This window comes from Pseudoalteromonas sp. 0303, from assembly GCF_013349995.1.
Taxonomy (GTDB): Bacteria; Pseudomonadota; Gammaproteobacteria; order Enterobacterales; family Alteromonadaceae; genus Pseudoalteromonas.
Genome location: NZ_JABVXF010000102.1, coordinates 1 through 1219, shown reverse-complemented (window position 1 = coordinate 1219; position 1219 = coordinate 1). Strand labels below are relative to the sequence as shown.

Below are 1219 nucleotides of genomic sequence, written 5' to 3'. Positions count from 1 at the left end.
CACGGCGGGATCGCACTTTGTAAAAAGGCTTTAACATCCGCCTCTTTTCTGATCTAATAACGCCCACATTGTCACTATCTACTTGTTAATTATGTCGTTATTTAGCCACCTTGAACTTGTGGAAGATAAGCGTTCTTTCATCAATCAACATCATGACCTTACTGATGTCTTATTTCTTATCATTTCGGCGGTTTTATCTGGTTGTGAAGGCTGGAAAGATATCGAAGTGTTTGGACACAGCAAGCTGTCTTGGCTCCGACAGTTCAGAGCATTTAAACATGGTATTCCAACGCGACATAGTATTGCTCGTATTCTTAAAACAGTGGAAACTGACTCTCTGATTTTGGCCCTGCTTAGTTGGGTTAACGAGCAACGAACTCAATCTGACAAGCCAATTATTGCATTTGATGGGAAAACTCTGCGTGGTGCCAGTAAAAAGCGTGAGGATAACTTACACTTGGTGTCCGCTTTTGATTGTGAATCTGGTTTAACTTTGTATCAGCGTACCGTAGAAAGTAAATCTAACGAGATCCCAGCAGTTAGGGCCTTATTAGATGTGCTCGATATTTCAGACTCTATCATCACACTAGATGCACTACATTGTCAGAAAGCGACACTCTCAGCACTGACTTCAAGAGATGCGGACTATTTGGTTCAGGTCAAAGCAAATCAGAAAACGCTTTATAAAGCAGTCGCTTCATGTTTTGAAAAAGCTTTTGAAGAAGAGGGAGATTTGCCTGAGGACGTACAAACCAGCAATGGGCATGGACGTCAGGAAACACGGATCACTTACGCTCTAAAAGCAGACAAACTGCCTAAAGAGATAAAAGAAAAATGGCCAGGGCTTACTTCGTTGGTCGCAGTCGAAAGGCACAATAAGTCCGACTCAATAATAAAAATAGACACGCACTTTTATGTTACTTCTGTCGAGCCAGATGCACAGATGTTGCAGAAAGCAATCCGCCATCATTGGCACATAGAAAATCAGCAGCACTGGGTGTTGGATGTCGTCTTTAAGGAAGACGCTTGCCAGATAAGCGAGCCGATTTCGGCGGAGAATATGGCGCTGTTCAGACGGGTTGTTCGCAACCTGGTAAAACAGCACAAAGGCCGTAAAGACTCGATACGCAGTAAGTGTGTTAGGGCTAGTTTTGACGATGAATTCAGGGCTGAGCTTATCTTTGGTTAATACTTGTTAACAAAGTATGCTCTCACCCTG

At 43.1% G+C, this 1219-nt stretch carries 1 protein-coding gene; it reads left to right on the top strand.

Annotated elements, in window-relative coordinates; genetic code table 11:
* Positions 1-91 precede the first annotated feature (91 nt).
* Positions 92-1189, top strand: a complete 1098-nt coding sequence (locus HUS62_RS22300; RefSeq protein ID WP_175081192.1) for an ISAs1 family transposase — start codon at positions 92-94, stop codon at positions 1187-1189.
* Positions 1190-1219: the final 30 nt, after the last annotated feature.